We start from the raw sequence: 20881 nt of genomic DNA, 5'->3' as shown, positions 1-20881 counted from the left end.
TAAATCTATTCAGATCAGATCTGAGAGGAAAACGCCTTTAAGGTCGCGCTGTCGGGCAAAGCGGTCATTGCGCCTCTCGCGGTGGTGGCAAGCGCCCCGCACGCCAGCGCCTGATGAATGGTTTGCTGCCATGCGCTGTCCGAAGTTAGTGGCCAGTGTTGCGCCAGTCCGGCCAGCAGCCCGGCGACAAAGGCATCTCCTGCACCGGTAGTATCCACCGCCCGCACTTCGGGTGCCGGATAATGCTTCAGGCTGGCATTTTTCTTCCGGTAGACCGACACACCCTGTTTCCCCTGCGTGACCAGCAACATTTCGGGGTTATAACGATCACACAGGCGCAGCATTCCCTCGGACAACAACGCTTCTCCGGTCAGAAATTCCAGCTCGTCCTCCGATATTTTAATCACATCCGCCAGCGACAAGGCGCGGTCAAGATTGTCACGCAGCTGTTCCTCATCAGGCCACAAGTCATGCCGGATATTGGGATCAAAACAGACATATCCGCCTGCCGCTTTCATCTGCGCCATTGCCAGAAAAGCCGAAGACCGGGAAGGTTCTGCGGATAAGGCAATCGAGCACAAGTGTAAAAACTGTCCTGCGCTAAACGCCGGAATGTCGGTGGCCTGGAGGAATAAATCCGCGCCCGGACGCACCATAAATGTGAAGGAACGTTCGCCGTCTGCGTCGTTTTCCACCACCACCGTGGAAGTGCGGTGATGCGGATCAGGCGTCATGCACTCTGTATTGACGCCCTCATCATCCAGGGTTTTCATCAGAAAAGTCCCGAACGGGTCATCACCCACGCGTCCGATAAAAGCGCTGTCGCCGCCGAGACGACAGATGCCGACGGCAACGTTTGCCGGTGCTCCGCCCGGACATTTTAATAAGCGGCCATCCTGCTCAGGGATCAAATCCACCACGGCATCGCCAAGTACCCAAACCCGGTTATTCATCTTCATTCCCTTTTCATAATCCTGATAAATCGTCTGTCGATAAAATAGAAGAACCGGTTTAGCTAATCAAGAGCAAATGAATTTTCAGGACGACATTGGGAATTGCCAGCAAGATCACAAATCCAGCACAAGGCTGCCGAACTTCGTTGCGTAAATACATAACGGGTGTTTATTGTGCTCAGGAAAACCAGTTTAGCAATTTAGCAAAATGGTTTTCCCATAATAATTAAACTTCCTCTGAAGGGATAAAAATGATGATGAAACCTCGCTATCTTGCTGTTGCTATTGGACTTATTCTTTCTTCTGCGGCTCAGGGGGCCGATCTTTCTTCCAGTGCAATTGAAGCCCGCTTTGCGGCGATGGAAAAACGACTACAACTCGCTGAAAGCCGCGCCGCTAAGGCCGAAGCCCGTGCTACCCAGGCAGAACAGCAGGTTAAACAACTCGAGACACGCACCGCCAGCAACGAACAGCAAACCCGTCAGGTGGCCAAGACGGCTGAAATCACCCAGCAGCAAACTGCCGATGTGGCTAAACGCACCGAAACGTTAGCCAGCAATGCCAAAAGCAACAGCAGTGATAACAGCGGGTTTAAATTCAGTGGTTATGCCCGTTCCGGCGTGATCATGAACGATTCTGGCACCTCAACGGAAAGTGGCCCGTACGTCACCCCAGCCGGACAAACAGGCGGTGCAGTCGGGCGTCTGGGTAACGAAAATAACACCTACGTCGAACTGAATCTGGAGCACAACCAGACGATGGCCAGCGGTGCGACCTCCCGCTACAAAGTCATGCTGGCTGATGGTCAGCGCAGCTACAACGACTGGACCGGCGCGACCAGCGATTTAAATATCCGTCAGGCGTTTGTCGAACTGGGGTCGCTGCCGACATTCACTGGGGTCTGGAAAGATTCCACGCTTTGGGCGGGTAAACGCTTTGACAGAGATAATTTCGACATTCACTGGCTGGATTCCGACATCATCTTCCTGGCGGGTACCGGCGGCGGGATCTACGACGTCAAATGGGGCGATAACCTGAAAAGTAACTTCTCGCTTTACGGAAGAAACTTTGACGATCTGAAAGACGACAATAACGACGACACCCGCATCGAAAACTACATTGTCACGGCCAACAACTATGCCGGTCCATTCCAGTGGATGCTGAGCGGCCTGCGTGCCAAAAATAATCAGGATCGTGAAAATACCGGCAACCAGGGGACCAGCACCGCCGCGGACACCGGCTTCCATACGATGCTGGCGTATCACGGCGACAGTTTCTACGGCCTGCGCGAAGGGACATCAAAAACAGCCTTGCTTTACGGGCACGGGCTGGGCGCAGAAGTGAAAGCGCTGGGCTCTGACGGACGTCTGACTGACGATGCCAGTACGCTGCGTCTGGCAACATATGGCATCACGCCGCTCAGCAAAAACTGGAGTATCGCCCCGGCGGTTCTGGCGCAGCAGAGCAAAGACCGTTATGTCTCTGGCGATGATTACAAATGGCTGACCTTTAACACGCGCCTGATCCAGCAAATTACCGAGAACTTCGAATTAGCGTATGAAGGCAGCTATCAGTATATGGATCTCAATCCACAGGGTTACAGCGATTACAACAAAGTGAAAGGCGGTTTCTACAAACTGACCTTCGCACCGACCTTCAAGGTAGGCGATATCAGCGACATGCTGAGTCGTCCGGAAATCCGCTTCTTCGCCACGTATATGGACTGGAGCAAAGAGCTCGACAGTTATTCCTCCGCGGACTCATTTGGTACTGACGGATTCACGGCGGGCGGACAATGGAACTTTGGCATCCAGATGGAAACCTGGTTCTAAACGGCAGGGTCTGATTTAAAAAAACGCCCGGCCAGACCGGGCGTAAATGATAATGAAAAACTAAGGGATTCTATGAATATCAATGCAATCGCGACTGAATTGCTTCCGCTGTTGGGTGGCAAGGAGAATATTGCCAGCGCGGCACACTGTGCCACCCGTCTGCGCCTGGTGCTGGCAGACGACAACCTGATCAACAAAAGTGCTATCGAACAGGTCGAAGGCGTTAAAGGCTGTTTCAGCAATGCCGGACAGATTCAGATCATTTTTGGTACGGGGCTGGTGAACAAGGTCTACGCCGAATTTATTAAAGTGGCCGGTATCAGCGAATCCAGTAAATCTGAAGCCGCGGATATTGCGGCGCAAAAGCTGAATCCGTTCCAGCGCATCGCCCGCGTGCTGTCGAATATTTTCGTGCCGATCATTCCGGCGATTGTGGCATCCGGCCTGCTGATGGGGCTGCTCGGCATGGTGAAAACCTACGGCTGGGCCAACCCGGAGAGCGCGATTTTTATCATGCTCGATATGTTCAGCTCAGCGGCGTTTATCATTCTGCCAATTCTGATTGGGTTCACCGCCGCGCGGGAATTTGGCGGCAACCCGTTCCTCGGCGCTACGCTGGGCGGCATTCTGACTCATCCGGCGCTGACTAACGCCTGGGGCGTCGCCAGCGGTTTCCATACCATGAATTTCTTTGGTATTGAGATTGCGATGATCGGCTATCAGGGCACGGTTTTCCCGGTGCTGCTGGCGGTGTGGTTCATGAGTTTCATCGAAAAACGCCTGCGTAAAATCATTCCGGATGCGCTGGATCTGATCCTGACGCCTTTCCTGACCGTGATCATTTCCGGCTTTATCGCTTTCCTGATTATCGGCCCGGCGGGTCGTGCGCTGGGTGACGGCATCTCCTTTATTCTCAGTACATTGATCACTCATGCAGGCTGGTTCGCGGGGCTGATATTTGGCGGGCTATATTCGGTTATCGTCATCACCGGTATTCACCACAGCTTCCATGCTATTGAAGCCGGTTTACTGGGTAATCCAAATATCGGCGTGAATTTCCTGCTGCCGATCTGGTCGATGGCTAACGTTGCGCAGGGCGGTGCCTGTCTGGCGGTTTATTTCAAAACGCGTGATGCGAAAATTAAAGCCATCGCAGTGCCTTCGGCGTTTTCCGCCATGCTGGGTATTACGGAGGCCGCAATTTTCGGGATCAACCTGCGCTTTATGAAGCCTTTTCTGGCGGCGCTCGCGGGCGGTGCGCTCGGCGGTGCCTGGGTGGTGGCGATGCACGTCAATATGACGGCAGTCGGTCTGACCGGCATTCCGGGGCTGGCTATCGTGCAGGCCAGCTCGATTCTCAGCTACCTGATCGGTTTGGTGATTGCCTTCGGCAGCGCATTCCTGCTGTCATTGCTGCTGAAATACAACACGGAGAGTGAGAAATGACGGAAACCAGTTTGCTGAAAAAAGCACTGTGCAGCGTGGTCGCCGGTCAGGTTAAAGCGGCGGCAGACCCTTACCGCCCCGGCTGGCATCTCGCGCCGCCGGTCGGGCTGCTCAATGACCCGAACGGATTTATTCAGCATAACGGTCGTTTCCATTTGTTCTATCAATGGAACCCGCTGGCCTGCGCGCACGGTGCTAAATTCTGGGGGCACTGGAGTTCGGCAGATTTACTCCACTGGCAGCATGAACCGCTGGCGCTGGCACCTTCAGAAGCCTACGAATCCCACGGCTGTTATTCAGGCTCAGCCGTGACAGATAACGGTCAGCTGACGCTGATTTATACCGGTAACGTGAAGTATCCCGATGGCAGCCGTACGGCATTTCAGTGTCTGGCGCGCGAAAATGCAGACGGCGAATTTGATAAAACCGGGCCGGTACTTAATCTGCCGGAAGGCTATACCGGACATGTGCGTGATCCGAAAGTCTGGCGGCATGAAAACCACTGGTACATGGTGCTGGGCGCTCAGGATCTCAGCCTCAAAGGCAAAGTGTTACTGCTGCGATCTGAGGATTTATCAGCCTGGGATCTTCTGGGGGAAATTGCCGGTTCAGGTTTATACGGGCTGGGCGAATTCGGCTACATGTGGGAATGCCCGGATTTATTCAGGCTGGCAGATAACGACATTCTGATTTGCTGTCCGCAAGGTTTAGCGGCGGAATCTGACCGTTATCTGAATACTTTCCAGTCGGGTTATTTTGTCGGGCAACTGGATTACGACAATGCGACCCTTGAGCACGGCGAATTCACTGAGCTGGATCTGGGCTTCGAATTTTATGCGCCGCAGACCACGCTAACGGATGACGGGCGACGCCTGCTGATTGGATGGATGGGAATACCGGACGGAGATGAATTTTTCCAGCCGACAATACAAAATGGCTGGCTGCATACGATGACCTGCCCGCGCGAACTGACGCTGGTGGCGGGTAAAATCATGCAAAAACCGGCACGTGAGCTGCAACAACTCCGTCGTGATGAACAGGCATGGCAGGGGATTGCCGACGATTGCCCTCCACTGGACATCACAAAAGCCGAGACGGAAATTGTCACAGAACAGGTTTTCAGCGCGGATTTAGGTGGCGACATGACGCTCAGCTTCGACGGGGAATGTCTGCGTTTAACGCGAAAAAACCGACGCACTGGCTTGGCGGAACAGCGTATCTGGCGCGGCGCGCTGCACAAACTAACGGTGTTAAGCGATGCGTCGAGCCTTGAAATTTTCATTAATGGCGGAGAAGCGGTGATGTCCTCACGCTATTTCCCTGTTTTACCGGCACAATTGAACTTGCGGGGTTCTCATCAGATTACGCTGCGCCACTGGTCGTTGGCGGAATGCGTGATAGAATAAATGTCTTTCCGGACAACAGAATATGGCGCAGTGAAAAAGACCAAACGCATCACTATCAGTGGCATAGCCGAACTGGCTGGCGTCTCAAAATCGACTGCCAGCCAGGTACTCAACGGACACAGCAAGAAGTTTCGAATCTCCGATCCCACCCGGGATCGGGTACTCGCTGTGGCGGCTGAACATCATTATCAGCCCAGCATTCACGCCCGTTCGCTCAATGTCACGCGCAGCTTCACACTTGGGTTGGTCGTCCCGGAAATGACCAACTATGGTTTTGCTGCCTGCTCCAACGAACTTGAGACGCTGTGTCGCGAGAACGGCATGCAGCTGCTGATTGCCTGCACGGATGAAAATACCAGTCAGGAAACCATGGTGGTCAATAATCTGATCCAGCGTCAGGTCGACGGACTGATTGTCGCATCCAGCATGCTCAGCGATGCAGAATACGTAAAAATCAGCCAGCAGTTACCTGTCGTCTTATTTGACCGCCATATGCAGGACACGCAGCTGCCGATTGTGGTCTGTGAAGCCATCGAATCCTCAGCAGAACTGGTCTCGCGTATAGCGCAAACCCAGCGTGATGAATTTTATTTTCTTGGCGGACAGCCGCGAATTTCCCCTACCCGTGACCGCCTCGCGGGTTATCAGCTTGGCCTGCAGCGGGCGGGTGTCAGCCTGAATCCGGACTGGATTGTTTACGGCAATTACCAGCCAAGCTCCGGCTATGAAATGTTTGCGCAACTGTGCGCCCGACTTGGACGTCCGCCCAAAGCACTTTTCGTGGCTTCCTGCGGCCTGATGGAAGGCGTTCTGCGCTATATGAGCCAGCATCAGCTGCTCGAGAGCGATATCCATCTGTGCAGTTTTGACGACCACTATCTGTACGATTCCCTTTCCGTGAAAATCGACACGGTCGCGCAGGACTGCGGGGAACTGGCTATGCACTGCTTCAGCATGATCAGTGACCTGATGAATGAACAACCCATCGCACAAACCCAATGCTTCCTGACCCCTAAATTGCACTGGCGTTCCCGGCACTTCTCGCAGATCAAATAAATAGTAAATACTCTCGCAACAAGATGATGTGATAATTCATTTCGCATCATCTGATTTATTCCGCCTGCATTGTTCTTTGTGGTCATCCATGCGGGGAGAGCACGTTGAGCATGTTGCGTCTGAACGGCAAATACCTGACTAATTTTCACACTTATAATTAACATCAGTACATATAAATTAATATTCCTGGCTAATTAAATTGCCCCCGCTGTGACGGGTTTCAAAATACATAAAGGTGCCCTCCTGTATATTTATACGGTGAATGTATTTAATTACCAGTGCAGGTAATCATAATGAATAAGAAATATAAATTGCATGAATTTCTTGATGTAAAAAGACTTCAAACTCTCCAGGATAATTTTAGTAAATCGATGATGATTGCCTTAGTGGTAGTCGATCAGGATGGCGTTCCGGTGACACAGGCCAGCGGGTTTTCAGATTTCTGCGCCCGGTCACGTCTTAATGAATCGCTGGCGAACCACTGCTACGAAAGTGATAACGCCGGTGGACGTGCCGCTATGGAGGCCGGAAAACCAGTGGTATACCGCTGTTACTGCGGCTTTGTTGAGTTCGCTGTGCCGATCATGATTAACGATCATTATCTTGGTGCGTTTATTTCCGGCCAGGTAAAAGTCGAGGAAGAGAAAGAGCGCACCATTCCCTATATTCTCGATAACAACGAAATATGGAAAGAAAATGAATGGTTGATCGACTTACATCATGATGCTAAACGCATGCCTTACGATCGTTTCGAATCGACCGCCTCCACATTATTACATGTCTCGTCGTATCTGGTAGAACAGGCGCATACCAACAATATTCAGCGGGAACTGCACCGCAAAGATCTCGAACTCACCGATGAGTTGCGTAAAAGAGTGGAAATAGAACGTTCATTGCATGAAGCGGAATTTAAAGCCCTGTCTTATCAGATTAACCCGCACTTTCTGTTTAACGTATTAAATACCATTGGCCGGCTGGCATATCTGGAAGATGCACAGCGCACAGAAACCATGGTGCATGATTTTTCCGACATGATGCGCTATTTGCTGCGCAAAAATAATCATGGCCTGATTACGCTAAGCCATGAAATTAATTATGTCACCTGCTACATGTCAATTCAGAAAGTCCGCATGAATGAACGCTTCGATTATGAGTGTGATATTCCGGAAAAATACCTTGATGTCGTCTGCCCGTTCCTGATTTTGCAGCCCCTGGTCGAGAACTTTTTCAATTACGTTGTCGAGCCGAGAGACACTCCCAGTCTGCTACGCATCAGCGCGACTGACGACGGGCACGATGTCATTCTCGAGGTGACCGACAACGGCGACGGCATGTCACGTGCTGATATTGCCAACATTTTATCCGGTGACGAAAACCGTCAGAAAGGCGGTATCGGCATTAATAATATAAAAAACCGGCTTCAGCTGTTATTCGGCGAAAGCTATGGTCTGGTGATTTCCAGCGCGCATCAGCCAAGAATGGGGACCACCATCACTCTTAAATTCCCCATGCTGCAAGCCTGAAACAGGGAGAAAAGACTATGTACAATATTGTGATTGTAGAAGATGAACTGATTGAATCTGAATCTTTGCGACGCATTGTGTCTCAGTACGTCGATAATTCCGTGGTGCATGAAGCCAATACCGGCAAAAAAGCCATCCAGCTGATCGACCAGCTCGATCAAATCGATATGATGTTGGTCGATATCAATATTCCGCTGCCTAACGGCAATCAGGTGATTGAATATCTGCGCACCAAAAGTGCCAGCACCAAAGTCATTGTCACTACCGCTAATGACGACTTTGATATTGTACGCAGCATGCTGAACCTGAAAGTGGATGATTATCTGCTGAAACCGGTGAAGAAAAGCACACTGACCGACGCCATCAGCAAAACCCTGGAAGTCAGTGATATGGACATTGCGGCGTCGCGGGCACTCAAACAATCTGTCGGCGAGATGATCGAACACTGCGATTATCATCGATGGCATCAGTTTCTGTTGAATGCGCTCGATGACGCCTGCGCGGGTACGCCTTCCGGCATCAGTCAACGCAAATTACTAACGGATATACTCGAATTACTGCATCAGCATCTTTCTTCACTGGGAGATAAAGGACTGCCCGCCGGGAAGAAAGTGACGGCAATGATCCAGGAAATCAGCCAGTCTGGCATTACGCCGGGAGCCTATTTCCGCATCATGACCGGCTTGCTAAGCATTAGCGAGGACGTTTTCGACCATGCACTAAAGCACTTTTCGGGCACCATGAGTTTTATCGATCGCGCCAGATTCCATATTGAGAAAAACATTCTTAATAATCTGACGCTCGACGATATTGCCGCACGCTCCTTCGTCAGTTCCTGCTATCTGAGCCGGGCCTTCAAGAAAATGACCGGCTATGGTTTTTCAAATTACATCGCTGCCCGCAAGTTAAGCGTAGCCAAATCACTTCTGCAGTTCAGCGATCTCAGAATCAACACCATCGCGCTGGAACTGTCATATCAGGACGCCAACTACTTCTGCCGGATATTTAAAAAAGAGACCGGCATGTCACCTTCTGATTTCCGTAAAATCGTCGCACCGGAACCCGTCAATTCACAAGCGGGCTAATTTTGTGCGCGGGCTCGCCGTAAGGGCAAAAAAGTCCACCCTGCCCGCAAGATAATTTACGTTGCTTTCAGCCACCGCCCCCTACCATGGGGGAACCTTTGAACAACGTGGCGCGACTTTGGAAGACTCTCTTTTTACCTCTGAATCGGTTGCCGCCGGGCACCCTGATAAAATGGCCGACCAGATAGCTGATGCCATTCTGGACGCCTTTCTTTTACAGGATCCACAGGCCAGAGTGGCATGTGAATGCCTGGTCAAAACCGGCGTAGCCATTGTGGCCGGGGAGATCAGCTCAACCGCCCATGTTGATATCGAATCGGTTATCCGTCACACCATTAAAGAAATTGGCTACAACCATTCCAGCCTGGGTTTCGATGGCGCAACCTGCGCCGTACTGAATATGCTGGGTAAACAGTCTGCCGAAATCGCACAAGGTATCGGCGGCACAACCCCTGACTCACTGGGCGCGGGCGATCAGGGCATCACTTTCGGATATGCCTGCAATGAAACGCCGGAATATATGCCGGCGACGCTGGTATATGCGCACCTGCTGATGGCGCGTCAGGCGGCGTTACGCCAGTCGGGGGACCTGCCCTTCCTGCGTCCAGACGCCAAAAGCCAGGTGACGTTGCGCTATCGGCAGCATCAGGTGGTATCCGCCGATACGCTGGTAATTTCAATGCAGCATTGCCCGGAAATTTCTCTTACACAACTTCGCGAAGCGGTGCTGGAAGAGATCATCAAACCGGTTATTCCTGCCCGTTTGCTAACGCCGCAAACCCGTATTTTGATCAACCCCGCCGGACAATTTACCACCGGCGGTCCGGCAGCCGATTGTGGTCTGACTGGCAGGAAAATCATCGTAGATACCTACGGCGGCGTAGCCCGTCATGGCGGCGGTGCGTTTTCGGGTAAAGATCCGTCGAAAGTCGATCGCTCGGCCGCTTATGCCGCACGCTATGTGGCAAAAAATATTGTCGCGGCGGGGCTGGCAGAACGCTGCGAAGTCCAGTTCGCCTGGGCCATCGGCCTGCCCCGCCCGGTCGCCATCCGTATCGACACTTTTGGCAGCAGCCCGCTGACGGAGCAACAGCTGGTGCAGCGGGTGAACCGACATTTTGACCTCAGCGTCAGCGGCATCATCGCGACGCTGGATTTGCTCGTCCCGCGTTACCGTCAGACCGCCTGCTACGGCCATTTTGGTCGCGACATTTTCCCCTGGGAAAAGACCGATAAAGCACAGGCACTGCACGATAACGCCTGAAACAGTGCGCGACGCACTTCACCTTGAATCTGTTAACAGGAGCGACTTATGCCCGGACAAAGTTTGGGATTAATTGAAACTGTCGGTCTGGCCGCGGCAATAGAAGCTGCGGATGCCGCGATAAAATCCGCGCACGTTACGCTTATCGGCTATGAACTCACCAAAGGTGGCGGTATGGTCACCGTCAAATTCGAAGGCGAAATAGGCGCGATTAACGCGGGGGTCGCAGCGGGCGTGATGGCGGCCAGCAAAGTAGGCACCGTTTATGCGCACAAAGTGATTGCCCGCACGGCGCAACACATTGAATGCATGATTTATTCTGCAGATACCCTCGGCATAACCGCTGCCGAGCCTGAAGCTGAACCCGTGCTCTTTGAAAACCCACAAACTATTCCGGTGCTGAATGTGGAGGAACTGAATGTGGAAGAAACGTCGGATCAATCCACATTTATGGATTTTTCAGAAGAGGCACCGAAGAAAGAGCAATCAACGGTCACTGTAAACAACAGCCAAAAGCCTCGCGGCGCTGGCCGTAGAAAATAAACCTAAAGCAAATAAACGTAATATGCAGATAAAAAAAAGGCGATGCATTTGGCACCGCCGTTTTTTATGGGCTGTTTTTATGGGCTGGTTTTTATGGGCTAAATGAAATCTAAGGTTTGGCAACTTCCGCCACCGGCGCGTTACCCGGCAGGTTTTTACCTATACACAGGCGATACACCGCAGCACCCAGGCAAGCACCGATAACAGGCGCAATAATTGGGATCAGGAAATAAGGAATGTCCCGACCGCCGGTCATGGCGATGTCACCCCAACCGGCAAAGAAAGTGAATAATTTTGGGCCAAAATCACGCGCCGGATTCATGGCAAAACCAGTCAGCGGACCGGTGGAAGCGCCAAGAACCGCGACCAAAATGCCGATCAGCAACGGACCTAACGGGCCACGCGGCACACCGTTGCCGTCGTCGGTCAGCGCCATGATCAGCCCCATCAGAATCGAGGTTATGACGATTTCGATAAACGCCGCCTGCCACACGCTGATGGCCTCCGAAGGATAAGTACTGAAAATGCTGGCCAGTTGAAGGCTTTCCACACTGCCGCGTACCATATGGTTGGCGGTTTCAAAATTGATAAACAGATTATGGTAGAACATGTATGCCAGCAGCGCGCCGCCGAATGCCCCGGCCACCTGGGCGATAATATATGGCACCACTTTACGGGCGGGAAAACGCGCAAACAGCCACAGAGCGATGGTGATCGCGGGATTCAGGTGTGCGCCGGAAATGCCTGCGGTGAGATAGACAGCCAGCGAAATCCCCAGCCCCCACACAATGCAGATTTCCCACAACCCAAAACTGGCTCCTGCAACTTTTACTGCCGCAAGACAGCTGATGCCAAAAAACAAAAATAAGCCGGTACCAAGAAATTCCGCAATACATTGCGTCTTCACTGAATCATTCATACAACGACCCTTCCCGATAATTGTTTTATAAGGCTGGATTTCCTTAACGGAAACTCAGCCGCCGATATGGCAATGAAAACCAGACGACTCAACTTCTCTTTTTAATAATTCCATTTTCGATTCGGCAATACTGTCTGCTTCGCCCATCGGATAAATACGCCCCAGCAGGCCATACTTATTTTCACCAAAAGAGTGATAAGGCAATAAATGCAAGGTATCGACGTTAGACATCAGCCGCGCAAATTCCGCAATATTGTGTATTTCTTCGGGATTATCATTCACGCCAGGGATCACCGGAATACGCACAATGGTTTTGGTCAGGAATGAAATACGCAGCAAATTCTCCAGGATCTGACTATTTTCAATCCCGGTATTCGCCAGATGAATGGCCGGATTAATCGCTTTAATGTCGGTAAGTGCCAGATCAACGTAAGGGAATACATCGGCAATCACCTCCGGCGTGGTAAAACCGGTCGTTTCCATGGCCGTGTGCCAGCCCTTTTCCTTACAGGCTTTCAGCAGTTCCCGGGCAAAAGCAGGCTGCGCCAGCGGTTCACCGCCGGAAAGCGTGATGCCGCCACCCGAACGGCGGTAGAGATTTTCTTCCTTTTGTAGTTCCCGCATAACGTCAGCGACCGTCATGCGTTTACCTTTCATTTCAAGAGCCTGTGTCGGACAAACCTGCGTACATTTGCCGCACTGAATACAACGTTCGCGATCAATAAAGAAAGCATTACTTACAGATAATGCCTGCTGCTTGCATGCCTCAATGCATTTACCACAGCGAATACAATCGCTCTTCTTAAAAATTAATTCCGGCTTAGGATGTTGTGATTCCGGATTACTGCACCATTTGCATGACAGCGGACAACCTTTAAAAAAAGGAATAGTGCGGATCCCCGGCCCGTCATGCAAAGAATAGCGCTGAATATTAAACAGCACGCCTTCCATCTCATAATCGACTTTATTCATAACTTGACCCGCCATCAGCGCCACAGGTTATTTAAAAAACGGGCTATGTATTGCTACATAGCCCGTGAAGGTAGCTGATCAGAATTGCTGTTCTGTACGGCTGATAATGTCGTCCTGCACTTCTTTCGCCAGCACCACAAACTGCGCACTGTATCCGGCGACCCGCACCACCAGATCCTGATGTTGCTGCGGGTTGTTCTGCGCTTCTATCAGAGTGTTACGGTCAATGACGTTGAACTGGACATGCATACCTTTCTTATCAAAGTAGTTACGCACCAATCCGCTGAAATGACGTAATCCCTGTTCACCGGCCAGAGCAGACGGCAAGAATTTCTGGTTGTACAACGTGCCATTGGAGGCAATGAAATGATCGAGTTTAGCCACTGAGTTAGCCGCTGCCGTTGGCCCCTGTGTATCCTTGCCCTGACGCGGTGATACGCCGTCGGCCAGGGGTTCTTTCGCCATGCGTCCGTCAGGCAGTGCAGCCACATCTTTGCCGAACAAAACGTTAGCGGAAACCGGATAGATCCCAGCCTGGAACTGGCCGCCACGCGGGTTGGTGTATTTTTCGACTTCCTGGCAGTAAATCAGCGCACAGTTGCGCGCAACCAAATCCACTTCGTCGATGTCGTTACCAAAGCACGGTGAGTTTTCCAGAATGTGGCGAATCTCTTCAAAGCGCGGGTTATTGCCAGCCGGAGCCGCAGAAGTTGTGCTGGCAAGCTGACGGTAAACTTCATTTTTAATCGCCGCCGGATCGAGAGAACCATGCTGATTGATGATACGTTTCACCATCTCATGAATTTCCTGCTCGCCGAGCGATGACTTACCGCCTGCTTCATGAGGAACGCTGCCGATGGCATGACCGAAGTTGGCGTCCAGCGCGCTTTTAAGCTCAGTCATTGACAGTTTGCGGTCTTCAAAAACTTGCTTCTGGATGGCGTAAACAGAATCCCCAGTGTCAGCGATACCAAAAGCCTGCGGGCCGGTAAAGTTGTAGATTGCTCCGCCATCCTGTAATGATTTACCACGACCAATGCAGTCATCCACCAGCGCGGAAAGGAACGGTAACGGGCAGCGTTCGCCGTGGGCGATATCGACACTGTTACAGGCTTCAACCAGCTGATGAACGAAGTGTGCCATCTGTTTTTTGAAGGCAGTGAAGAAGTCATCAATGCTGGCATATCCGGTCATTTCGCCGGTCACCGGTCCTAATTGTTTACTGCCCACGCGGCCATTATTCAGTGTAATTTCCAGCACCTTCGCCACGTTGAAGAATGCCGCATCATGCCAGCCTTCGGTGCGGTGAGGCGCCTGCGGTTCGACGCAACCGATAATGCAATAGTCACGGGCATCGTGCAGAGAAACACCACGGTTTTGCAGCGCCGGAATGATCACTTCATCGTTATACATTGCCGGAACGCCCAGCCCCATGCGCACCAGTTCACAGGCGCGGTAGAGGAATTCATCCGGCGTGCCCTGCCAGACGCGAATGGAGAAAGACGGCTGTGGCAGGCGCACATGCGCAGTGGCTTCCATGCACATATAAGTCAGGGGGTTGGTGGCATCGCGGCCATCTTCAGTCTGACCACCGACGCACAAGTTCTGGAACACGGCGTAACCGGCAAATGCCTGTGCGGAAATTTCATCGCGGGTTTTGTTGATGTCGTTAAGCTTTATCCAGCAGCAATCCACCAGCTCCTGCGCGAATTCTTTCGAGATGGAAGTATCAGCGGCCAGATACGGGTACATGTACTGATCGAAACGCCCCGGGGAAATGGAGTGACCGCTGGATTCTATCTGCAACATGCTTTGCAGGAACCAGAAGGTTTGACAGGCTTCCCAGAAATTGCTGGCACCGTTTTCCGGCACCCGCGTACAGTTTTGGGCAATTTGTTCCAGTTCGCGCTTACGCGTTGGATTACTTTCCAGCTGCGCAAGACGTGTCGCTTCCTGCGCGTAGCGATGCGCAAAATTGATTGCCGCCTGATAGCTGATAATCACGGCATTGTAGAATTGTTCTTTTTTAATATATCCCGGTTCGGAACGGTCCAGAGCTTCCAGCTGACGGGTCACCAGGTTAATAATACCTCGGAAGCCGATTTTCAGTATTTTGCCGTAATCCACACTGACATGGCCGACACCACCATAGAAATAGTTGCCGACGGTAAATACGCCGCTGGCCATACTTTCTTTGGTGCCTTCCGACATATAAGATGCCGCCAGTGAACTGGTAGTTTTTCCCGGCCAGTATTTAAACGCCTCATGCAAATCATCAGCCGTTTTTTTCGGGATAATAAACGGGTCGGCGACCCGATGTTCCATGGTATTAAATTCTTTTTCTACCCAGTCGTAAGAGAATTCAGGACAGATTTCAGTGGAGCGTGGATTAATCGTCACCGCGCCAACAATCAGCTCGTCGGGACGAATAGTTACCGGCAGCTCATTAAATATTTTTTCGACCACGCGTGCCCTGCGCATAATAGCGGGCAGTTGTTCATTTTCTTGATACGCTTGCGTTGCTAATACTGCGCGTTCCGATTCAACATAAGGTTTCGCATGCAGGATCATATTTTTGAGTCTGACAACACGTTCGGTCGGATTAGAAAAACCTTTCTCTAACATAGTGTAACTCCCGAAATGAGTGATTTAACCTTGCGGCAGTAATAGTTTTTATTAGCGGATAATCAGAAAGCGCTATTATTGTTATCGTCTTCTATTATTCGCATGGCTTCATTTACCGCGGCGACTTCGCCAAAAATAGCAAGCGTCGTAATATGTTGTGGACAACTACCGAATATTTCCGAGACCACAACATTGGCGCTTTTACTGGCAGCATCGGCGTAAAAATACAGATCCGGCACCGGCAACATAATCATGCCGATCGCATCGATACGGATAAGATCAAGCCTTGAACGAAATTCCCCGGGCATTCTGCGTTTTATCATCGCCACGATGTCCGGGGTCGGGGCATTAATAATGCGTTTTTTCATCGACGCCCCTTATCTGACGTTAAGGGCCTCGACCATCACGCAGCGACGGGTTCTGGCAAATGAACGCGCTGACGTCAGCCCTTCTCCGGTGGGTCCGGCAATGGTAAAGGTGGCATGCCCTTCGCCGCCGACACCCAACCCGGCATAAGAAGGCCCGTTTTTGACGAAAATCGTGGTCTGGATCTGCCGGGCCATTTTGGTCAGCTTTTCAACGTTGGTTGAATGCATGATGGCGGTATGGCGGTTGCCATGTTCGACCTGCACCGCCAATTCAATGGCTTCATCCACATTATCGACCCGCACCACCGGCAGCACCGGCATCATCAGTTCATGCACTACAAACGGATGATTTTTCTCGGTTTCAACCAAAATCACTTTAGTGTCTTCCGGTGCACTGACGCCCAGTTGTTGCAGAATATAGCGAGCATCTTTGCCAACAAAAGCGGTGTCAGGACCGGAGCCTTTTTCGTTCAGCACCAGAGATTCCAGCTGGCGGATAAGTTGTTTGTCACACAGTAAATAGCCACCGCTTTTTTTCATGCAATGGATCAGATAATCCGCTACCTGATTGACGACAATCACTTCTTTTTCAGCCACGCACGGCAAATTATTATCGAAGCTACATCCGCGAATGATGTCGCGGGCCGCCTTTTCAATATCGGCGGTTTCATCCACCACTGCGGGCGGATTGCCTGCACCGGCACCAATCGCTTTTTTACCGGATGACATTACCGTTTTCACAATCGCCGGACCGCCGGTCGCCACCAGCATATTGATGCGCGGGTCGTTGATCAGCGAGCGGGTGTTGTCGATGGAAGGCTGTGTTACCGTCACCACCAGATTGGCCGGCGCGCCCAGGGCGGCGAGTTTCTGGTTAATCAGTTCAACACAGTACAAAGAAACGTTGCGGGAGCGCGGATGCGGGCTGAATACCACGGAATTGCCTGCCGCCAGCATACCGATACTGTTGTTGATGATGGTTTCTGTCGGATTGGTGGTCGGCGTGATCGAACCGATAACCCCGTAAGCAGAGAACTCCGTCAGGGTCAGGCCGCTGTCACCACTCAGCGCGCCGGTAACGAGATCTTCCAGCCCGGGGGTTTTCTGTGCCGCCACGCGGTTTTTGGTCAGCTTGTCGGCGTAATTGCCCATGCCGGTTTCTTCTACCGCCATGCGGGTAATATCCTGCAAAACGGCGTCCTGCAGGAATACATCGCGGATGCCCTGAACAAACGTCGCCCGATCCTGCATTGAACAGTGGCGATACTGAACCTGCGACAGCACTGCCGCGGCAATCGCTTCATCCATGGAAGCAAACGCACCGTTGCCTGCCTCACATGCCGGTGACTGCACCGCCGTTGCAGGAGCTTTAGGAGGTGCCTGCGCCAGCGCTCTGGCAACAATGGCGTCGAGCGTGTCACCGCCCGTTGCCTGAGCGATTTCAGACACTGCCTCAGGCGCAGTATCTGACGTTGTTTTGGTAAACCTGCTCAGCACGTTGGAGACCGCCTGAGCAATTTCAATATCATTCATGCTGTTAATTCCTTACTTCACGTCGCTTCGCCAGGTTAACCCTTAAATATAGGGCTTGGTGGTAGAGCTGATAGGCGTCGGATCCAGCGTGGCAAGCAGTTGCAGCCCGACTTCACGTGCTGCAATTACGGCCTGTCGCACTGCACCCGAATCACCGGCAAAGGTGAAAATGACTTCGTTGCTAAAACTGGTACCTTTCGACGGACTGGCGTAACCCACCGGCTCGATCACTGCCGATTTGGCCGCCACATCGGCAATGACCACGCCGATGGCCGCAGGTGACGCACAAGTCATGCCGAAAGCTTTACCGACCGGCGCACCGAAAGCTTTATTCAGCGCAAAACTGGCACGTGCTGTGTACTGGAATTCAAGATGACCGGCCGGAGAGCCGTAAACATCGCCCATCGTGCGTTCAATCTCTGACAGCGCCACTTCAATAGCACGGCGGACATCGGACACATCAGTAGCACCAAAAATAATTAAACATCCGTGCCCGCCGCCGCCTTCAGTATCACGCGCCAGTTCCACCGATAATATTTCGCTGTTGGTGGCTTTCACTGCTTCATCTGCCGCAAATATATGCGGACCCGCACCGGTTCGCGCCCCAAGAATACCAATAGAGCGATATTTCTTGTCGATATTCATGACGTCATGTAACTGATGATCGACATTGGCAATAACCAGACCAATAGTATGTCCGAGCGCGGTGCCGACAAATTCCGTTAACCCGCAACCAGCAATACTGGCGGCTTTTTTATCCCTGGCATTGTCGCTGGTCTGTTTATTCACTACTTCAGATATAATCTGCTCAACAAGATTATCTCTCATGGTCAGTATCCTCTGGGGTTATTAACCGACAACTGTTTACCGACCTTTATTAGCCGACGGCTTTTGGAAGAATTTTTTCAACTTCAATATGCGGGCGAGGAATAACATGTACAGATACCAGTTCGCCAACTTTGAGCGCCGCAGCAGAACCGGCATCCGTCGCCGCTTTCACTGCACCAACATCGCCGCGCACCATGACAGTAACCAGCCCTGAGCCGATTTTTTCATAACCAACCAGAGTGACATTGGCGGATTTAACCATGGTATCTGCGGCTTCAATTGCAGAAACCAGACCTTTTGTTTCAACCATACCTAACGCTTCTTGTTGCATAACGACCTCTGATATTGAGTTGAGAAATTAATTAATGCAGGGTTATTAACGTCGGCCAAAAATCCGCGCACTTATATCCTGCAGGTAAACTATTCACGCACAATGATAATAAGGACTTCACGACAAAATGTTTTGCCCGCCAGCCGGACTTTCTTGTTATTTCATCCGGCAACCGGACAATAAAATCTCTTTGTTTTCTTTTTAATTAATTCACCGTCTGCGCGGCGCAAATCACCACCGCATCCAGCGCTATCATTTTTTCTTCATTGGTCGGGATCACGACTACACGCGGGGAACCAGGCAATGAGATAACGCCCGTGCGACCGCCGCAGGTGTGATGATTTTTCTGCGTGTCCAGTTTCAGCCCCAGCACACCAAGCCGCGCAAGCGTCAGTTCGCGGATCAGCTCTGAATTTTCGCCAATGCCACCCGTAAAAATCAGCGCATCGAGTCGTTTCAGTGAGGTCAGATGCGCCCCAAGATGGCGCGCCAGCCGGTGAACCATCACATCTATCGCCAGCGTTGCCCGGGCATCACCTTGCCCGCGAGCTTCCTGTAAGGTCCGGCAATCGCTGGATAACCCGGACAATCCCAGTAATCCTGACTGGTTATTCACCATTTTGTACAACGCATCGATACTCTGACCAGTACAGGTCGCAATATACGCCGCAGCACCAAAATCCAGATCGCCACAGCGTGTCCCCATCACCAGCCCTTCCAGCGGTGTCATGCCCATTGAGGTATCCACGCTGCGCCCGTTTTGCACAGCACATACCGAAGAACCGTTACCAAGATGGGCGATCAGGATGCCATGATCGGCCGGGTCGAGATCCAGCATCGTCAGCGCTTCGCCCGCAATATAACGATGCGAGGTGCCGTGAAATCCGTAACGACGGACCTGATAGCGTTGCTGATATTCCAGCGGAATGGCATACGTATAGGCCGCCGCCGGCAGTGTCTGATGAAATGCGGTATCAAACACCGCGACCTGTGGCACCTGAGGCAACAGTGCGATGGCCGCATCGATGCCGGTCAGATTCGCCGGGTTATGCAGAGGCGCCAGCGCCGACAGCGCACGGATTTTTTCGATGACTTCCGGCGTGAGGCGAACCGATTGTTTGAATTCATTGCCGCCGTGGGCGACACGATGTCCGATAGCCTGTACCGCAGGCAACCACTGGCGTTCTGCCAGTTCCCTGAACAGCACTTTCAGCGCGCAAACGTGGCTGGCTTCGCTCAGCGCCACCGTGGTCTTCTGTCCGTGACTGTTTTTTAGCGTCATGCTGGCGTTATCCAGCCCCAGTCTTTCAGCCAGACCCGACAACACCGGCGCGCCTGAATCAGACGGGATCAGCGAAAATTTCAGCGAGGATGACCCGCAGTTAATAACTAAAACCAGTGAACCGAAGGACATGTTGACCCCTGTTAATCATTTCCTGTTGTGAGTACAAAGCGGGCGACGCTGAAGCGTGTGAGCGTGTTGCGCGCGACAGTCAGATCTTGTTCAACCGTGCCGCCGCTGATGCCAATCCCGCCAAGTAAAATCCCCTTCGACCAGCACGGTAGTCCGCCACCAATGCAGCAAATGCCGTTTTGATGTTGCAGGCTGTAAAGCGCTGCGCCCGGTTGAATCAACGCAGCAAGTTCGTGAGTGGGCATTTTGAGCGCCACGGCGGTGCGGGCTTTTTCCGGCGCAAGCTGGTGGCTTATCAGCAATGCATTCTCCATGCTGAAGAAATAGCGCTGATGGCCGCTGGCATCCGCCAGGCTGAACACCATTGGCACGCCAATACTCAGCGCTTCTTCAGCGGCAAACCGCGCCAGCATGGCGCCGTCATCCAGGCTAAACGTGCACTGCGAACCCGTTCCCTGGAGGGTAATCACCGCGCTGATCCAGCCATCGAGTTGTTCAGACATAGCGTTTCCTTAAGACAGATCTTGCGGATCGACGATGCCAACAACGGCGGCATCAATCACAGAATGCTCTTTGCTGTTGCTCATGCGCGCCGAACTGCCGGTGGAGATAATGACGATTTCGCCATTGCCTGCCCCGACGAAATCCACCGCCACCTGGGCGCTGCCGGTGGGCTGGTAATGCTCATCCAGCCGCGCAACCATCAGTAATTTGGCCCCGTTTAACGAGACGTGTTTGGTGGTCGAGACCAGCGCGCCGGTCACTTTTGCCAGATACATAATT

Annotated in this window: 19 protein-coding genes; 8 read left to right on the top strand and 11 right to left on the bottom strand. The window is 52.1% G+C overall.

What is annotated here, in order from left to right; all coding sequences use genetic code 11:
• Window positions 1-14: 14 nt before the first annotated feature.
• On the bottom strand, window positions 15-953 hold the full coding sequence (locus UC15_RS14520; RefSeq protein ID WP_112289105.1) for an aminoimidazole riboside kinase: 939 nt from the start codon (window positions 951-953) through the stop codon (window positions 15-17).
• A gap of 251 nt (window positions 954-1204) precedes the next feature.
• On the opposite strand from UC15_RS14520, the gene UC15_RS14515 reads away from it, so the two are divergent.
• The 8 genes from UC15_RS14515 to UC15_RS26215 all read left to right on the top strand — a co-directional run bounded on the left by UC15_RS14515 (window position 1205) and on the right by UC15_RS26215 (window position 11108).
• Window positions 1205-2785, top strand: a complete 1581-nt coding sequence (locus UC15_RS14515) for a carbohydrate porin (RefSeq protein ID WP_112289104.1) — start codon at window positions 1205-1207, stop codon at window positions 2783-2785.
• A gap of 72 nt (window positions 2786-2857) precedes the next feature.
• A complete protein-coding gene (locus UC15_RS14510) occupies window positions 2858-4231 on the top strand; it encodes a sucrose-specific PTS transporter subunit IIBC (protein WP_112289103.1) in 1374 nt (457 codons plus the stop codon).
• Window positions 4228-5637, top strand: coding sequence for a sucrose-6-phosphate hydrolase (locus tag UC15_RS14505; RefSeq protein ID WP_112289102.1), 1410 nt, complete (start codon window positions 4228-4230; stop codon window positions 5635-5637). Before UC15_RS14510 ends, UC15_RS14505 begins: the two co-directional genes overlap by 4 nt.
• The gene (locus UC15_RS14500; RefSeq protein WP_112289101.1) at window positions 5638-6693 is read left to right on the top strand and encodes a LacI family DNA-binding transcriptional regulator; all 1056 of its coding nucleotides are present in this window, start codon (window positions 5638-5640) and stop codon (window positions 6691-6693) included.
• 293 nt (window positions 6694-6986) lie between these two features.
• Window positions 6987-8216, top strand: a complete 1230-nt coding sequence (locus UC15_RS14495; protein ID WP_112289100.1) for a PocR ligand-binding domain-containing protein — start codon at window positions 6987-6989, stop codon at window positions 8214-8216.
• Window positions 8217-8233: 17 nt separating this feature from the next.
• Window positions 8234-9301 (top strand): AraC family transcriptional regulator, encoded by a 1068-nt coding sequence (locus tag UC15_RS14490; RefSeq protein WP_112289099.1) that lies wholly within the window; start codon window positions 8234-8236, stop codon window positions 9299-9301.
• A gap of 118 nt (window positions 9302-9419) precedes the next feature.
• A complete protein-coding gene (gene metK / locus UC15_RS14485) occupies window positions 9420-10565 on the top strand; it encodes a methionine adenosyltransferase (protein ID WP_112289098.1) in 1146 nt (381 codons plus the stop codon).
• Between the two features lie 48 nt (window positions 10566-10613).
• On the top strand, window positions 10614-11108 hold the full coding sequence (locus UC15_RS26215) for a BMC domain-containing protein (protein ID WP_112289097.1): 495 nt from the start codon (window positions 10614-10616) through the stop codon (window positions 11106-11108).
• A 109-nt stretch (window positions 11109-11217) separates the two neighbouring features.
• On the opposite strand, the gene pduF is transcribed toward UC15_RS26215, so the two are convergent.
• From pduF to UC15_RS14430, 10 genes are all read right to left on the bottom strand, one after another.
• Window positions 11218-12027: a propanediol diffusion facilitator PduF gene (pduF, locus tag UC15_RS14475; protein ID WP_112289096.1), complete on the bottom strand. Its 810-nt coding sequence runs from the start codon at window positions 12025-12027 to the stop codon at window positions 11218-11220.
• A 54-nt stretch (window positions 12028-12081) separates the two neighbouring features.
• On the bottom strand, window positions 12082-12999 hold the full coding sequence (locus UC15_RS14470; protein ID WP_112289095.1) for a glycyl-radical enzyme activating protein: 918 nt from the start codon (window positions 12997-12999) through the stop codon (window positions 12082-12084).
• 78 nt (window positions 13000-13077) lie between these two features.
• On the bottom strand, window positions 13078-15624 hold the full coding sequence (grpM, locus tag UC15_RS14465; RefSeq protein ID WP_112289094.1) for a glycyl radical diol dehydratase GrpM: 2547 nt from the start codon (window positions 15622-15624) through the stop codon (window positions 13078-13080).
• Between the two features lie 62 nt (window positions 15625-15686).
• On the bottom strand, window positions 15687-15992 hold the full coding sequence (locus UC15_RS14460) for a BMC domain-containing protein (RefSeq protein ID WP_112289093.1): 306 nt from the start codon (window positions 15990-15992) through the stop codon (window positions 15687-15689).
• Window positions 15993-16001: 9 nt separating this feature from the next.
• The gene (locus UC15_RS14455) at window positions 16002-17525 is read right to left on the bottom strand and encodes an aldehyde dehydrogenase family protein (RefSeq protein ID WP_112289092.1); all 1524 of its coding nucleotides are present in this window, start codon (window positions 17523-17525) and stop codon (window positions 16002-16004) included.
• Window positions 17526-17567: 42 nt separating this feature from the next.
• Window positions 17568-18353, bottom strand: coding sequence for a propanediol utilization microcompartment protein PduB (gene pduB / locus UC15_RS14450; RefSeq protein WP_112289091.1), 786 nt, complete (start codon window positions 18351-18353; stop codon window positions 17568-17570).
• Between the two features lie 49 nt (window positions 18354-18402).
• Entirely contained in the window at window positions 18403-18684 is a 282-nt protein-coding gene (grpH, locus tag UC15_RS14445) for a propanediol utilization system shell hexameric protein GrpH (protein ID WP_095925478.1), read from the bottom strand.
• Window positions 18685-18889: 205 nt separating this feature from the next.
• On the bottom strand, window positions 18890-20098 hold the full coding sequence (gene tdcD / locus UC15_RS14440) for a propionate kinase (RefSeq protein WP_112289090.1): 1209 nt from the start codon (window positions 20096-20098) through the stop codon (window positions 18890-18892).
• Window positions 20099-20109: 11 nt separating this feature from the next.
• Window positions 20110-20601, bottom strand: a complete 492-nt coding sequence (locus tag UC15_RS14435) for a heme-binding protein (RefSeq protein ID WP_112289089.1) — start codon at window positions 20599-20601, stop codon at window positions 20110-20112.
• 9 nt (window positions 20602-20610) lie between these two features.
• Window positions 20611-20877, bottom strand: a complete 267-nt coding sequence (locus tag UC15_RS14430) for a EutN/CcmL family microcompartment protein (protein WP_112289088.1) — start codon at window positions 20875-20877, stop codon at window positions 20611-20613.
• Window positions 20878-20881 lie beyond the last annotated feature (4 nt).

Origin of the sequence: Rahnella sp. AN3-3W3 (genome assembly GCF_003263545.1) — a bacterium.
GTDB lineage: Bacteria > Pseudomonadota > Gammaproteobacteria > Enterobacterales > Enterobacteriaceae > Rahnella > Rahnella variigena.
The sequence above is the reverse complement of the archived record's forward strand: the minus strand, read 5'-3'. Positions and strand labels throughout refer to the sequence as shown.

Excerpts from the sequence above, each read along its gene's own strand:
- UC15_RS14520 (WP_112289105.1), bottom strand. The coding sequence starts at position 953 with ATGAATAACCGGGTTTGGGTACTTGGCGATGCCGTGGTGGATTTGATC.
- UC15_RS14515 (WP_112289104.1), top strand. The coding sequence starts at position 1,205 with ATGATGATGAAACCTCGCTATCTTGCTGTTGCTATTGGACTTATTCTT.
- UC15_RS14510 (WP_112289103.1), top strand. The coding sequence starts at position 2,858 with ATGAATATCAATGCAATCGCGACTGAATTGCTTCCGCTGTTGGGTGGC.
- UC15_RS14505 (WP_112289102.1), top strand. The coding sequence starts at position 4,228 with ATGACGGAAACCAGTTTGCTGAAAAAAGCACTGTGCAGCGTGGTCGCC.
- UC15_RS14500 (WP_112289101.1), top strand. The coding sequence starts at position 5,638 with ATGTCTTTCCGGACAACAGAATATGGCGCAGTGAAAAAGACCAAACGC.
- UC15_RS14495 (WP_112289100.1), top strand. The coding sequence starts at position 6,987 with ATGAATAAGAAATATAAATTGCATGAATTTCTTGATGTAAAAAGACTT.
- UC15_RS14490 (WP_112289099.1), top strand. The coding sequence starts at position 8,234 with ATGTACAATATTGTGATTGTAGAAGATGAACTGATTGAATCTGAATCT.
- UC15_RS26215 (WP_112289097.1), top strand. The coding sequence starts at position 10,614 with ATGCCCGGACAAAGTTTGGGATTAATTGAAACTGTCGGTCTGGCCGCG.
- pduF (WP_112289096.1), bottom strand. The coding sequence starts at position 12,027 with ATGAATGATTCAGTGAAGACGCAATGTATTGCGGAATTTCTTGGTACC.
- UC15_RS14470 (WP_112289095.1), bottom strand. The coding sequence starts at position 12,999 with ATGAATAAAGTCGATTATGAGATGGAAGGCGTGCTGTTTAATATTCAG.
- grpM (WP_112289094.1), bottom strand. The coding sequence starts at position 15,624 with ATGTTAGAGAAAGGTTTTTCTAATCCGACCGAACGTGTTGTCAGACTC.
- UC15_RS14460 (WP_112289093.1), bottom strand. The coding sequence starts at position 15,992 with ATGAAAAAACGCATTATTAATGCCCCGACCCCGGACATCGTGGCGATG.
- UC15_RS14455 (WP_112289092.1), bottom strand. The coding sequence starts at position 17,525 with ATGAATGATATTGAAATTGCTCAGGCGGTCTCCAACGTGCTGAGCAGG.
- pduB (WP_112289091.1), bottom strand. The coding sequence starts at position 18,353 with ATGAGAGATAATCTTGTTGAGCAGATTATATCTGAAGTAGTGAATAAA.
- grpH (WP_095925478.1), bottom strand. The coding sequence starts at position 18,684 with ATGCAACAAGAAGCGTTAGGTATGGTTGAAACAAAAGGTCTGGTTTCT.
- tdcD (WP_112289090.1), bottom strand. The coding sequence starts at position 20,098 with ATGTCCTTCGGTTCACTGGTTTTAGTTATTAACTGCGGGTCATCCTCG.
- UC15_RS14435 (WP_112289089.1), bottom strand. The coding sequence starts at position 20,601 with ATGTCTGAACAACTCGATGGCTGGATCAGCGCGGTGATTACCCTCCAG.
- UC15_RS14430 (WP_112289088.1), bottom strand. The coding sequence starts at position 20,877 with ATGTATCTGGCAAAAGTGACCGGCGCGCTGGTCTCGACCACCAAACAC.